This is a genomic window from Gillisia lutea, assembly GCF_021568705.1.
GTDB lineage: Bacteria > Bacteroidota > Bacteroidia > Flavobacteriales > Flavobacteriaceae > Gillisia > Gillisia lutea.
In genome coordinates this window covers 37,202-51,708 of sequence record NZ_JAKGTH010000006.1, presented here as the reverse complement: position 1 = coordinate 51,708, position 14,507 = coordinate 37,202, and the positions used below count along the sequence as shown (strand labels likewise).

The window sequence follows — 14,507 nt, the reverse complement described above, 5'->3', positions numbered from 1 at the left end:
AAATAGCTTGTTATTCTTCGCTTTTGTCCATTTCTATCAGTAACGAGGTGGAAAGCTCATCGAGAAATAGTGTCCTACTGTTCTTGCGGTTTTTGATGTCCTGATAGGTTTTGTAGATGTCCTTTGGCTCAATATCGAAAAGCTGTTGCATTTTTTTGGAAACCTGCATTATGGCTTGATTATCCTGTTTGCCCAATCCCTTTGAGCAGAGTGCATAAACGAGTTCAACATAATCTGTATTTGAAAATGGCCAATGTATCTTTTCAATTGGTTTAGCACCATTTAATTTGCCGTTCAATCCTTTCCGAATTCGATGCTTTTTTTCATCCAAATATATCACTAACAAATCATACGCCTTGTATTTGCCAAGTAGCATATCCCTTGGTGTGCAAAACTCTGGGTCTTGAAAGTAAAATTTGGAAGTTGTTATATGGAATGTTTCGAGATAATCTCTGGTGTAGTATTCCTTGTCAAAATGGGTAGCACCGGAATTTACATAACGTCCAAAATCGATATTGTACAGGAAAAAGCGATTTATTTTGCTGATTTTCTTTTTAATCGATTTTAGTTGGGCATCCTTATCGCCCTTTGGAAGTTGAATCTCAAAGGAATGTATTTCTGAAAAGTAGATGAGCCTTATAAGAGGAACCTGCTTTACCTTTTTAAAGAAATTTATTTCATCTTGTATCGTCTGAAATTTAGTGTCAATGATTTCCTTTTTGTAAGAACTCAATAGTTTGCGACAGGCTTTGATGGAAAGATATGCCTGTTCTAAAATATTTCCATTCTGAATTTTAAACTCATCCAGATCCTTTAATAATTTTTTTGATTGTAATTGCGAATTCATAAGCAGGAACTTTAACGTTGTAAACCATAGAAATGGGATTTAGTTGATACGATTTATTGGTGGTTGTCATAGTCCTACAAAATGATGTAAATGAAAGTCACGAAACATAAAATTTGTGGCTCATTGTTGTATTTTAGGGAACTCTGTGTAAAGTAGCTTTACTTTGTAATTGTACAAGGAAAACGTGCCGTATATAATTACGGAATAGTCCGTATTTTTCTACGGATTATTTGTTAGGTACTGCAAATAGTGGCTTTTATATAAACTCAATTTACTTACATTTTCTTTCTAAACCGCTTCAAAAATTCACACCTGTTTTTTACATCGGTCTTTTTGAAGATATTTGATGCGTGTTTTGAAACGGTACTTTCGGCAATGAACAAATCTTTAGCAATATTTCTGTAGCTTAGATTACTTAAAATTGACAAAGCCACTTCGATTTCTCTTCTAGTCAAATCCTCATAGATAATCTTGCGCTCTACCGATTCGTCCCGTTGTTTTTTCTTTAAGGCAAATACTTCATACATTCGGTTATTGTTTTCTATGAAATACAAATACCTATCTGCTTCAATAGCGGTTATGGCAAAAAAAGCCAAATTCATTACAGTAAATGTTATCCATTGATAATCACCTATAACTGTGCAAATGGGCAACAAAGCAATACTCGCAATGCTTACCATTGAAAGTTTATTTCGTCTTAGAATAAAAGGATTTGGATTGCTGGGATTCGATATTCGACGGTAGAAAATTAATAGAAAAATAAACGCGATAACTGATATTGGTATGGTAAAAAGAAAACGTGCAGAATTAAGTGAATCTGTCAGAAAATAAGGGATAAGAAATAGTACCACAAAACTCACGCTTGCGAGTATAGCAAGGTTTCTTATGGATGAATTGAATTTCAAAACTACAATATCGTATTCTTTATAGAGATAATAAACGATATAAACACAGAGGGCTATGGCCACACCATACGTGATAATGTACTGTAAAATAAATGGACCAGGAAAGTCGTCAATTGGCAAAAAACCACCAGTAGCATTATAAGCAACAAACAGGATTCCGAGGTAGAGAAAACGCCTTAGACTACTGCGCGTTTTCTTTCTGGAAAAGTAGAGTGTAAGCAATACTATGAACGTATCTATTAATAGATAGAAAAAAGTCGTCCAATGTATCGAAGTACCAAACATCTATTTTACTACTCATTGCGCTCAAATTTGTTGGTTTCTAAATTCTTGGAAACATTGTTCCAATTAAAAATTTGTCCGTTCATAGCAATATAAGCATCCGGTTTTAGAAACTGTAATGAGCTAATTGCATACCCTAAATTAAACGGTGCATCTGTATCTACAGATGAACCTAAAATGAAAGACCCAACCAAAACGATTGTCTTATTCAAATTGAGTTTTCCTATATATTTTGCGGTATCTTCCATTGTGAAAGTGCCATGGGTTATCAGTATCTTAGTCGCATTAGTTTCCTTTATCTTGCTAACCAAAAGTTTTCTGTCATCATCTGTTATGGCACGACTGTCTTTTTTAAAGACACTTGAGATAGTGTATTCAAAATCGACATTTGCTTTATATAAAAAATCTTCAATCCCCACGTTAGATGAAGTAATGCCACCGTCATCAATATAATCCAACCCTTCAATTGTACCACCAGTTGTGAGAATGTGAATCATGGATTTAGACTTCTTATCATTTATAAAGATAGCATTAATTTGTTTGAAACGACTATTATTTACTCGGCCGTAATAAGCGTTCTAAGAATCCTGCCACTTCATTTTCTGCAATCTGACGGCATTGAGAATAGCAAGCAATGCAACACCTACATCAGCAAAAACAGCTTCCCACATCGTGGCTAATCCACCAGCACCAAGAATTAGAACAATTACTTTTACACCGAAGGCTAAACCAATATTTTGCCATACAATTCTTCGAGTTGAACGACCAATTTGAATCGCTCTTGCAATCTTACTCGGTTGATCTGTCTGTATGATGACATCTGCCGTTTCAATGGCGACATCGCTTCCTAAGCCGCCCATCGCAATACCTACACCACTTGCTGCCAAGACAGGTGCGTCGTTGATGCCATCGCCTATAAATGCGACTTTCGTATCAGGTTGTTTTTTGAGCTCTTCAACTTCATTGAGTTTATCTTCAGGCAATAATCCACCTTTCGCCCAATCAATATTTAACTCTTTTGCAACTTGCTGTGTAATAGAGTCCTTGTCGCCTGATAGCATTATAATCGTAGAAATTCCTGCATCCCTAATTTGTTTTATGGCTTGGTGCGCATCATCCTTTAGTTCATCTGCAATGGTTACATAACCTGCAAATTTTCCATCAATGGACATCATAACGATTGATTCTACAATGCTATCCGTTTCCGAAGGAACCTCTATGCTGTTTGAGGTCATCAAAGCTTTGTTTCCTACCAATACTGTCTTCCCGTTGACCGTCCCTTTTAATCCCTTTCCTGCAACTTCTGAAACATTAGTCGCCTCATAATCTGAACCATCTGCTTTGTATTCGAGAATTGCTTTTGCAATAGGATGTGTGGATTGTTCTTCCATCGCCATCAGGTATTTCATAAACTCGGCTTCTTCGAATGTGAGAGAATTGATTTCCTTTATTTTGAAAACACCTTTAGTAACGGTTCCTGTTTTGTCCATAACGACCGTGTTCACTTTGGTCATTGCATCCAAAAATGATGCGCCCTTGAATAAAATTCCATTACGTGATGCAGCTCCCAAACCACCGAAATAACCTAGCGGTATCGAGATAACAAGCGCACAAGGACAAGAAATTACAAGGAATATCAACGCACGATATAACCAATCTCTAAACACGTAATCATCTACAAAAAAGTAAGGAAGAAAGGTCAGGCCGATGGCTAGGAATACAACGATAGGTGTATAAATCCGCGCAAATTTTCTAATGAACAATTCCGTTTTTGATTTTCTAGCAGTTGCGTTTTGCACCATATCGAGAATTCGGGCAATGGAACTGTCCTTAAATTCTTTTGTTGTTTCAACCTCAATTACTCCATCGAGATTAATACTTCCAGCAAAAACATTATCGTCTTTAGCAATGGTATCAGGCTTGCTTTCACCTGTCAAGGCAGCAGTATTAAAAGATCCCTTTTCAGAAAGTAGAATACCATCCAGTGGAACCTTTTCGCCTACACGAACCTGTATCTTTTCGCCTATCTCAACAGTCTCGGGATTTACTGAAACAAAATCGCCATCACGATAAACTAATGCTTCATTGGGACGGACATCCAGTAAGGCTTTTATATTTCCTTTTGCACGGTTTACAGCAGCATTCTGGAAGAGTTCGCCCACTGCATAGAACAACATAACCGCTACACCTTCTGGATATTCGCCAATCGAAAATGCACCCAAGGTGGCAATTGACATTAAAAAAAATTCTGTGAAGACGTCTCCGCGCATAATACTTTTCCAACCTTCTTTAATAACTGGACACCCTACAGGTAAATAAGCAATAGTATACCAGACAATCCGTACCCAACCTTCAAAGGCTGGAATGGCATCAAAATAATCAACGGCTATGCCTAGAATAAGCATCACAAAGCTTACTATCGCAGGGATGAACGTTTTAAATGCACTTCCATCTCCGTGATCGTGATTATGACCATCATCGTGAGAATGTTCGCCTTGATGTTCTTTTGGGTCTATGTCACGTAAGTTTACTTTTTTCTTTTTCATTATAATGGTTTGTATTGGTTCAAAATAGTATTCAAATCTTGTGGAAGCTTCATCTTTTTAAGTGGTGGTACATCAGCACCACCTGTATTTCCAGTCGGTACGTGGTCGATAAACGATTTCCATCCACCGACAAGTAAGCGAACAACTTGACCTAAAACTTCTTTCACATTCTTTTGTCTGAATCCAAATTTGAGCATAAGCCAATGTGAAAAGGTATGCTCAAAAGGATAGGATTGACCAATTATGTGTGAGCGCTCAAGATGATTCCAAGCTTGAGATAAATTTCCTTTAAGTAATGACAACCGGTAAAACAATAATTCGTTATCATAATATTCTTTTAAGCCTTTTGGTATTTTGGTGTTGAATTTCATTTATTGCTAATTAAGAGACAATCCAAGCCTTTGCCAGTTCCTTATCTTTTAAATAAAAATATTTTACTTCCGAGCTTGTAAAAAAATCAGTTGCTTTTACAACCCATTCCTGCCATTTCTTTTCACCAACAAACGCCATTTTTGCATAATCTGAAATATGAGCGCTGTCCACTTTTATATCTTCACAAAAGCCTTTTAGGGTATAGCCGTCAAAGTCCTCCAATTCAAAATATAAATCAACATTGCTTTTATTCTTCAATATTTCGTGAATTCGTGAATTGATTTTTTAAACTTCATCTTTTGAAATTTTACTGCTGATTTTCGCTGAAATCAAATTGACTTTTCTAAAGTTAATAGCTGTATCATTTTTTGCATTTTAACTCTTACAATTTAGTGAAATAGTTGCGCAACTGCTGTGCAAAGTCATCTACTGCACTTTTCACAAACACCTGTAACCAGAAGATTTACGTCTTCTGCTACATAGCCATCTGGTAAATTGATATGCGGTATTTTATGCTCAGTGAGACATACAGTTTCGTTACAATTATTACAGCGAAAATGCAGGTGTAAATCTTGCTCAATCTCACAATTGCAGCCTTGTTCACAAAGTGCATATTTAGTAATTCCGGTGCCGTCTTCTATTTGGTGTACAATGCCATTTTCTTCAAAAGTTTTTAAAGTTCTGAAGATGGTTGAGCGTTCCGCTTTCGCGAAAGCGGTCTCAAGATCAAGCAAGGCCAATGCAATTTTTTGTTGAGCTAGATATTTATAGACTAAAATGCGCATTGCGGTAGGACGTACCTTATGATCGCTCAGAGTTTTTTCGATTTCAGTCATTTATGCAATGTTGTAGTTGATGTTTTTGGCTTTGTTATAGGCTTCCCAGCCTTCTTTTGCCGCATAGGGAACAATAAGTAATGCTGCCACAGGGTCTGCCCACCACCAGTCGAGCCAATTAACCAATAGTAAACCTATAAGTACGACCACGGTCTGGTACAAGCAAATAAAGGTATCCTTGGCATCGGCCATTAAAGCTGGACTGTCCAGTTTCTTTCCATAATTTCTCTTGAAATATATTAGAATTGGATTTACAACCAGGGAAACCAATAATATAATTAGTCCCATTGAACTCCAGTTTGCCGTTTCTTGGTTAATGAGCTTCGTAATAGAGTCATACGTAATAAAAACACAAATGAGCGTAAAGGAAACTGCAATTACGTTTAAGGTGATCTTTTGTCTTCGTTTTACCTTTTCTTCATCGATACCTTTGATTTCACCGTTTAGTCGCCAGCCGAGCGTTCCCGCACTTACCACTTCAATAGTGCTATCCAATCCCCAACCAATCAATGCCGAGCTATTTGCCGTAAATCCTGCTATGAGCGAGACTACTACTTCGGTAACATCATAAACAACGTTCCAAATCTGTAGTGTTTTGGCTTTTTTTAAATAATTTCTTCTTGTTTTATTCATAATATTTAATGTTCATGTTCCGTTTCCCCTTTTTTCATTTCTCCCATAAGATAATAGGCATTATTGAATGCAAAAAGCGTGTTAAGATCTGGGGTTTCAAAAAAGCGTATGGCTATCCAATCTCCATCTTTCTCGCTAGTTGTAACCTCTATTGGTTTAAAACTCCACGCATAGCCATCCTTTTGCGCTGTAAATACATAAGTCTTTCCAGCTTCTGTAACTATGGCACTTTCAGGTAGTGCGGTAATCTGCTGGTTGTCAACTTGAATTTTACCTTTAATGTACATTCCAGGGATAAGATCACTTTCTTTATTTTCAATTTCAGCGTGAACGTGAACCGCTTTGGGATCTTGCTCAAAGGTCTGACTAACTGAATAAATCTCGGCTTCCAGCTCTTTTCCTGGACGTGAATTAATACTGAAACGCACCTTTTGGCCTTTCTTCACTTTGTCCACATCTTTTTCAAAAACCATTAAATCTGCGTGTACGTGGTCTGTATCTACTATTTCCATCAAGTTGGTCTGTGGTTCCACATATTGTCCGGTCTTTATAAACACTTTTTCTACAACACCTGCTATGGGACTGCGCAAAGCCACACGCTGATAAATTGTACCATTGCGCACACCACTAGCATTGATGTTGTACTGTCGCAATTGCGCTTCAAGACCTTTTACTATTGCGGTAGATGATTGATAGTCTGCTGTGGCTTTTTGATAATTCATACCAGATGCCACGCCAGCTTCATAAAGCTTTTTTTGACGTTCATATTCCTGTTTCAGAAATCTACTGTTAGTGTATGCATTTAGGTAATCACTCTGTACCTGTATGATGCTGGGATGCGAGAGGTACGCGACCGCTTGATTTTTTTTGACTTCGTCGCCTTCTATAACTTCAATAGAAGCCACATTTGCTCCAGCAAGTGCGGTAATATTTGCTTCGTTTTGCGGAGGCACTTCAAGCGTACCATTTGCTTCTACATAACCACTCATATTGCGTGGTGTAATTGTGTCAATTTCCATTTGTAAAGCTTCAAACTGCTGTGCTGTGAGCATCACTTCTTCAGCTTCGCCTTCTCTACGGCTTTCTTCAGTTTGTGTACTTTCTTTAGTTTCATCTTCGGTAGTTTTTGAGTCGCCACAACTGGTCAGTAATAATGCTAATAGCATCGCTGTAATAGGTATAAATTTTATCGTTTTCATCTTTTTAGTTTTGGAAATATTGTAGTTCAAACAAGGCTTCTAAATAATCATTGAGGGCGTCCAGCGCATCCATTTCGGTCTGTATGGCATCACGTATAATTTGTGTAAATGCTGCATAATCCAGCGCGCCTTCTTTATACGCGAGCATTGCGCCCTTACGCTGCTCTATCGCAAGTGGCAATGCTTCTGTTTTATAAAAGAACCAGGTATCCCGCCATCGTGCATAATTTTGTTGTGCCTGTATGAATTGCGATTGTAGCTCGCGCTGCTTAAAGGCTGCATTAGATTCTGCAATCTGTGCATCAAGTTTTGCCGCTTTTGTGCGACTACGGAGTGGTCCAGAAAACAGCGGAATGGAAATACCTGCCTGATAGGTGAAAAATCCACTATCGCCATTAACTCGTTGCAGGCCACCTTGCAGATTAAACTGGGGTAGTAAATTTGCCCTTGCTGCATCATAGCTTGCACGTGCTTCGTCAATACGCTTTCGCGAAAGCGATAATTCGGGATGTTCATTCAATGTATCATCAGTCTCTAAAATTGAATGTTCGGTAGCTTCCAATTCATCAGTAACGGTGTACGTCGTATCTGGTGTCAACCAAAGGTTGAGTTTTTGCAGAGCGATGAAATAGTCTGTTTCTGCCTGTTGAAATTTATTATTGATCTGCAAAGCTTGATTGCGGGCAGCAGCATATTCCAGTCTTGAAATGGCTTCCACTTCATAATTGAGTTTTACAGATTGTGCAAACTGACCATATATACTGTCAAATTCTCGGTACAAGACGAACTTCTTCTTTGCCTGAAAAGCTTCTGACCACGCTTTTTTAACTTCCAGTTCTATTTGGATTTCCGAAAGGTCAAGAGCTGTTTCGGCTAACTGGATGCGTTGTTGTTGCAAACGTTTTTTGGCACCTATTCCCAGTAGATCGATATTTTGTTGCCCGATGCCTATCAATGTATAAATGCCTTGACCATCTGCCACTTCTTCGCCACCTGTAAAAACCTGCGTACTCCCAAAGTCATAGGCATTGCCCGTGAGTGCATTCTGTCTTTCGATTTCGAGTTGGTTCACTTTAAGTACAGGATAATTTTCTTTAGCAATTTCTACAGCTCGTGGTAATGTGATGGGCGTGATGCTGTCCTTAACGATGAGATCTTGCACAGGTGCTTGAGATTGTTGCGCTTTCGCGAAAGCGGTACCACCTAACATAAAACCAAGTATCAAAATCGTAGTCAAGGCTTGCGGATTAAATGAACCAATCTTGTCCTGATCTTTGCGCTCGCGTCGCTTTTCTATAAATGTATAGAGTACGGGAAGTACGACCAACGTGAGTAGCGTGGCTGTAAGCATCCCACCGATAACTACCGTAGCGAGCGGTTGCTGCACCTCTGCTCCAGCCGATGTGGAAAAAGCCATAGGTAAAAAGCCAAAAATATCTGTGGTGGCCGTAAGGATAATAGGGCGAATTCGTTCTTTAGTCCCTTGAAATATTCTATCTTTTATACTTATAACACCTTCTTCTTTTAAGGAATTGAATCGGTTAATAAGTACCAGCCCGTTAAGAACCGCGACACCAAATAGCACAATAAAGCCGACACCTGCGGAAATACTAAATGGCATATCTCGCAACCATAAAGCAAACACACCACCGATGGCCGCCAAGGGAATCGCTATGTAAATCATTAGCGATTGTGAAAAGGATTTTAATGCAAAGTATAATAGTATAAATATCAAGAACAGGGCGATGGGCACTACAATGACCAAACGATCCTTTGCGCTTTGTAGGTTTTCAAACTCTCCACCATAGGTAATATAATATCCTGATGGTAAGTCCAGTTCTTCATCTAATTTTTGTTGTATATCTTTTACTATAGATTCCACATCCCTGCCTCGAGCATTTACACCTACGTAGGTTCTTCTATACGTATTGTCACGTGAGATTTGCATAGGTCCAGGGACGTATTCGATCTCGGCTACTTCAATAATGGGCACTTGATTACCATCCTTAAGATCGATGTACATATTGCGTAAGTCATTGATACTTTTTCTATGACTTTCATCAAATCGTACCACGAGATCAAATCGTTTCTCCCCTTCAAAGATGACACCAGCAGTACCACCTGCAAATGCAGTGCTTATGTAATCATTTACTTTTTGAATATCTAGTCCATATTGCGCCATTTTATCACGCCTATATTTTACGGTCATCTGTGGTAATCCAGCTGTACGTTCTGCACTTACATCACCTGCACCAGGAACGGTCTGTATTATCGCTGCCATTTCCTGAACCTTTTCTGATAAAATCTCTAAATCTTCGCCATAAAGCTTTACGGCAATGTCTTCTCTTACACCTTCCAACAGCTCGTTAAATCGCAACTCCACAGGTTGGGTAAATACTAAATTCACACCTACGAGTTCTTCATCCAGTTTATCTCTAATGGCATCTATCAAACCTTCTTTAGTAGAAGCGGTTGTCCAGTCGTCCATATCCTTATTAAGGATGATGTACATATCTGCAATATCCATAGGCATAGGATCTGTAGGAATATCTGCGACACCTATACGTGCTGTAACTGTTTTAATTTCAGGGAAACTCTCTAATAATATCGTTTCTATCTTTTTGGAAACTTCAATGGATTCTGATAGCGAACTTCCTGGTCTTATGAGCGCCTGCATTGCTAAATCTCCTTCATCGAGCTGCGGCACAAATTCCCCTCCCATATTAGAAAAGATAAAACCTGCGATAACAAGTAAAACAGCAGCAGCTGATAAAACGATAAGTTTCAGTTTAAGTGCTCCTTTCAATAAAGGCATATACGCACTATGAATGGCACCAATGATTTTATCACTTATTTTTTCGAGCCATCGCTCAAACCTGCCGAACCAGTTTTTGGTATTTTGTACTGGTTTCATAAAAAGCGCAGACATCATTGGCACATACGTAAGACATAAGATAATAGCACCTATCATTGCAAACCCAAAGGTGTATGCCATCGGTTTAAACATTTTACCTTCAACACCTGTAAGAAAAAGGATAGGTGTGAAAACGATAAGAATAATAATTTGACCAAAAAACGCGGAACTCATCATCGTACTTCCGGCTTCATAGGCCACTTTATCCATTATGCCCTGATTGAATTTTAACTTGCCAGACCTAATTCGTTTTTGGATTTCATACACAGTTCCTTCAATAATAATCACGGCACCGTCGATGATAATCCCAAAGTCGATGGCTCCAAGACTCATTAAGTTTGCCCAAACATTAAATTGCTTCATTAAGATAAAGGCAAAAAGTAAGGACAAGGGTATAGTCGTGGCTGTTATGATTCCACCTCGTAAACTACCCAGCAAAAAAACTAGAGCAAAAATTACGATTAAGGCACCTTCCAATAAATTGGTTTTCACTGTATCTGTAGTTCTGGAAATTAGTTCACTACGATCGATTATTGGGGCAATGGTCAAACCTTCTGGCAGGGATTTTTCAATTTCTGCCATACGGTCCTTTACATTTTGAATGACTGCATTAGGATTAGAACCCTTGAGCATCATTATCATACCACCAACAGCTTCATTCCCGTCCTGTGTAAACGCACCATAACGTACTTGACTCCCAAAATGGACACGAGTTGCCACATCTCCAATAGTTATAGGAATATTACCTTCATTAGCAATCGAGATATTTTTTATATCTTCCAAAGAGCGAATAAGACCTTCGCCTCTTATGAAATTTGACATTTTGTTCTTCTCGATGTAAGCGCCACCTGTATTGACGTTGTTCATAGTAAGAGCCTCATATACTTGTGAAATACTGATCCCCATACTGTTTAACTTCTCTGGATCGACGGCGACTTCGTACTGTTTAATACTTCCGCCATAAGAGTTAACCTCTACTACACCTTCTAGTAAAGTAAGTTGTCGTTTAATAACCCAGTCCTGTATGGTGCGCAATTCCATAGATGAATACTTGGTTTCGAAACCTTCCTCTGGCTTTATAGTGTATTCATAGATTTGACCTAAACCAGTAGAGATGGGGCCCATAGATGGGGTCCCAAATTTGTCAGGTATGGATTCTCCTAATTCGTTAAGTTTCTCCCCTACCAACTGTCGAGGAAGATAGGTTCCCATATCGTCTTCAAAAACGATAGTTACTACGGAGAGTCCAAAACGTGAGATAGATCTTATTTCGGTCACGCCTGGCAAATTACCCATAGATAATTCTACAGGATAGGTCACGAACTGCTCGATATCTTCCGTTCCCAGATTTGGCGATTGGGTAATTATCTGCACCTGATTATTGGTGATATCTGGCACAGAACCAAGGTTTACCGTTGCCATTGACCAGATACCAACTCCTATAAGAGTTAAAGTAAAGAGGCCAATAATAAATTTGTTATTGATTGAAAAATCAATGATTTTGTTAATCATAGATAAGGATGTTAATTCAGTTGAAATTCTTATTGAGCACATTGAATAAAATAAAATACAATACACTTCGTGGACGAATCCAATAGATGGACACGTCAAGACAGGATATAGTTATCCTATAAAACTGAATTATACCCGAGGGGGATGTAAAAGGAAATGTGGAATATCTTTGCCAAGGTTGTCAAAATGGGCAAAATATTGATGTGGAATTGCTGGCTGTAAGAGTTCGAAAGAAACAAGCCCAAAGTCTATAGTGTGAACATGGCAACAATGACAATGACAGAAGGGTGAGCATAAAATGCTATCGTTATGTTCCTGATCTGCATCGGTCACTTGCGAGAATTCTACCTGTGTATTATCACTATTTGGCTTACTGTCGACACAAGGCGTGAAGTTGAGAGCCAGAAAATAAAAGGATAGTATGATTGTAATAATTTTCACGTTCCAAAATTACAGGAATTTTCTTGGAACTGGGTTGCAAAATTTGAGTTATTCAAAAATTGACCACACTATCCAAAGCATCATCAGCATCCTTATGAATGAAATTTGCTTGATAACGTATAGTTGTTGTTACAGATGAGTGACGATATAATTTTTGCAGCATTTGAATAGGGATTTTTTCCCCAGAGATATTACCAAAACTATGCCTGGCAATGTGCATACTTATATTTTTCTTTATTCCCAGTTGCTTAGTGGCAATCTTTAATCTTCTATTCAAATTTCGAGTTATCGATTGTGTTCTTTTGGATATTTCCTCAGTATCATCGAGGTTGGTGCCTTTTAACTGAGGAAAGACAAGCTCATTGTAAGATGAATTGTCTTTGTAAAAATCAAATATTTGAATAGCTTTTTCAGGAATTTTAAGAGAAACAAGCTTACTATTTTTGTTCATTCGATAGAGTAGGCGCCCATCGTTGAAATCTGACCATTTTAGTTGTAATACATCCCCAACTCGAATACCTGCAAAGTAAAAACTGACGAGCCAAATATGAATTGCCTTTTGTTGAGCTTCGGTTAATCCTGTGGCATTTTCGAGGATTTGAATTTCATCTGTCGTAAAACCAATTTTTTGAGATTCAGGTATTCTAATGGTCATTTTACCTTTGCCGAATGGATAGAGGCCTCTTTCTGTAATTAATTCAGAAATAGCTAAATTGAATATGGTTCTAATAAGGATAAGATAGTTTACTACTGTCCTTGGCGAAAGCTTATTATGATGTAGAAGATAGGTTTCAAATTTTTTGAGAACATTAACATTCAACTTATTAAAGGGAATTGAATCCTTTCCAAGAAATTCTTTGAATCTTTTAAGTCGGCCAAACTCAGTGTCGTATTGATGGTGTTTGTTTCTATTCTTGAGATTTTTAAGATGCATTTCAGCTACAGCGAAAAAATCAAGACTTTTAGTAACAATAATTTTATTTTTTATTTCTGAAACCGAGTGGTATTCAGAATTCATTTCAGACTTTACTACTTTATCGTTTGCTTCAGCGATCTTAGTAGTGATAAAATTATTTAAGACATTAGAATTAGGGTGCGACTTACGGACATTCCGATTTGTTTCGTCCCAATACTTTTTTTCGATGTATTGACCCGTATTTAGATAAGAGCTCTTGCGGTCTTTTGTAATTCTAATTGCAATAGGAAACAGCCCTGCTTTGTTCTTCTTTTTCCTTAATACTACTCTAACCGTGGCCATAATAATTATTTTTGGATTATAAAGATAGTCAAATTAGGTACAACATAGGTACAACAATTGTTGATCTTGCTTGCTATTAATTGGTGTTTAATTATATTAAATAATTTTTAAAATATTGATTTACAGTGTATTTATGTTAAATTGATAGTATAGTGTCAAAAACTCATAACCCGAAGGTCACTGGTTCGAGTCCAGTTCCCGCTACTAGAAGAAAAGCCAACATGAAAATGTTGGCTTTTTTTATTTGTAATTTTTTATGTTATTGGTGAGTTAAATTTCGATACCTAAGTTGATATTTTTATAGGGAATTTGAAACTCCGGGAAAAGTGATATATGTCATATGCCTATGTTTTAATAGATTGTAATTTTAAATAATTATAAAATCTATATTATGGCAACTATCAATCATAATAGAGCAAAAAAGATCTATTGGATCCTTTTAATTTTGGCGGTCGTTATAGGTTTTCTAGTCTATGGTATTTTTCAGGAGCAATTCAGTTTAAAATTTCTCGTAATATTTTCAGGAGTTCCTTTTCTATTGTTCGTAACCGGCCTATTTGGTATGCTCTGGCCGGCTATTAAGCCTACAGGTGATACAAGTTATATAAGCCACGCTATAATTGCAGGGATTATTTTTTTAATAATGTTCGTTATTCATACCTGGGTTATCTTACCGCGAATTTGCCCGGATTTCGGTAAATGTTTAGGTATTTAGATTATGCAACTAAAAGGCTCCATCCTCATCTCTGAGGATCGAGCTTC

Annotated in this window: 13 protein-coding genes; 1 reads left to right on the top strand and 12 read right to left on the bottom strand. The window is 37.7% G+C overall.

The window, feature by feature from the left end; translation table 11 throughout:
* Window positions 1-10: 10 nt before the first annotated feature.
* From L1I30_RS00295 to L1I30_RS00245, 12 genes are all read right to left on the bottom strand, one after another.
* A complete protein-coding gene (locus L1I30_RS00295) occupies window positions 11-847 on the bottom strand; it encodes an RteC domain-containing protein (RefSeq protein ID WP_133642531.1) in 837 nt (278 codons plus the stop codon).
* Between the two features lie 275 nt (window positions 848-1,122).
* The gene (locus L1I30_RS00290; RefSeq protein ID WP_236132260.1) at window positions 1,123-2,037 is read right to left on the bottom strand and encodes a helix-turn-helix domain-containing protein; all 915 of its coding nucleotides are present in this window, start codon (window positions 2,035-2,037) and stop codon (window positions 1,123-1,125) included.
* Window positions 2,038-2,045: 8 nt separating this feature from the next.
* Window positions 2,046-2,531, bottom strand: a complete 486-nt coding sequence (locus tag L1I30_RS00285) for an asparaginase domain-containing protein (protein ID WP_236132259.1) — start codon at window positions 2,529-2,531, stop codon at window positions 2,046-2,048.
* Window positions 2,532-2,612: 81 nt separating this feature from the next.
* Window positions 2,613-4,580, bottom strand: a complete 1,968-nt coding sequence (locus tag L1I30_RS00280; RefSeq protein WP_236132258.1) for a heavy metal translocating P-type ATPase — start codon at window positions 4,578-4,580, stop codon at window positions 2,613-2,615.
* Window positions 4,580-4,951, bottom strand: coding sequence for a DUF3703 domain-containing protein (locus tag L1I30_RS00275; RefSeq protein WP_236132257.1), 372 nt, complete (start codon window positions 4,949-4,951; stop codon window positions 4,580-4,582). The genes L1I30_RS00280 and L1I30_RS00275 overlap by 1 nt, the downstream gene beginning before the upstream one ends.
* A gap of 10 nt (window positions 4,952-4,961) precedes the next feature.
* Window positions 4,962-5,222, bottom strand: a complete 261-nt coding sequence (locus tag L1I30_RS00270; protein ID WP_373314912.1) for a SpoIIAA family protein — start codon at window positions 5,220-5,222, stop codon at window positions 4,962-4,964.
* Between the two features lie 152 nt (window positions 5,223-5,374).
* Window positions 5,375-5,788 carry a Fur family transcriptional regulator gene (locus L1I30_RS00265; RefSeq protein WP_236132255.1) on the bottom strand — a complete coding sequence of 138 codons (414 nt, stop codon included), beginning with the start codon at window positions 5,786-5,788 and terminating at the stop codon, window positions 5,375-5,377.
* Window positions 5,789-6,421 (bottom strand): cation diffusion facilitator family transporter, encoded by a 633-nt coding sequence (locus L1I30_RS00260; RefSeq protein ID WP_236132254.1) that lies wholly within the window; start codon window positions 6,419-6,421, stop codon window positions 5,789-5,791.
* Window positions 6,422-6,426: 5 nt separating this feature from the next.
* Complete coding sequence (locus L1I30_RS00255) at window positions 6,427-7,620, bottom strand: efflux RND transporter periplasmic adaptor subunit (RefSeq protein WP_236132253.1); 1,194 nt, start codon at window positions 7,618-7,620, stop codon at window positions 6,427-6,429.
* A 4-nt stretch (window positions 7,621-7,624) separates the two neighbouring features.
* Window positions 7,625-12,046 carry a CusA/CzcA family heavy metal efflux RND transporter gene (locus L1I30_RS00250; protein ID WP_236132252.1) on the bottom strand — a complete coding sequence of 1,474 codons (4,422 nt, stop codon included), beginning with the start codon at window positions 12,044-12,046 and terminating at the stop codon, window positions 7,625-7,627.
* 129 nt (window positions 12,047-12,175) lie between these two features.
* Complete coding sequence (locus L1I30_RS14330; RefSeq protein WP_308444030.1) at window positions 12,176-12,487, bottom strand: DUF6660 family protein; 312 nt, start codon at window positions 12,485-12,487, stop codon at window positions 12,176-12,178.
* A 52-nt stretch (window positions 12,488-12,539) separates the two neighbouring features.
* Window positions 12,540-13,745 (bottom strand): site-specific integrase, encoded by a 1,206-nt coding sequence (locus L1I30_RS00245; protein WP_236132251.1) that lies wholly within the window; start codon window positions 13,743-13,745, stop codon window positions 12,540-12,542.
* Window positions 13,746-14,136: 391 nt separating this feature from the next.
* Between L1I30_RS00245 and L1I30_RS00240 the strand changes: the two genes are divergently transcribed.
* Window positions 14,137-14,460 carry a hypothetical protein gene (locus L1I30_RS00240; protein WP_236132250.1) on the top strand — a complete coding sequence of 108 codons (324 nt, stop codon included), beginning with the start codon at window positions 14,137-14,139 and terminating at the stop codon, window positions 14,458-14,460.
* Window positions 14,461-14,507 lie beyond the last annotated feature (47 nt).